The 234-nt window shown below is 55.6% G+C and carries 1 pseudogene; it reads left to right on the forward strand.

Annotated elements, in window-relative coordinates:
• A pseudogene (locus ACPYOJ_RS36935) lies at positions 1-234 on the forward strand (COX aromatic rich motif-containing protein); the annotation flags it as partial.

Raw genomic sequence — 234 nt, forward strand, 5'->3', positions numbered from 1 at the left:
GTTGTCAACCATCCGGGCGAATTCGAGGGATTATCGGCGAACTAAAGCGGCCCCGGCTTTTCCGGCATGCACTTCAAGTTCCATGGTCTCAGCCCGGCCGATTTCGACCAGTGGGTTCAAAACGCAAAGACACAAGGCACGCCACTCAGCCGAGACGCATACCTGAAGCTTGAAAAGCACAGCCAGACCGAACCCGCGCGGTATTATGCATCGTTCGACAACGGTCTCTACCAT

The organism is Rhizobium sp. SVR5-9E, assembly GCF_056755095.1.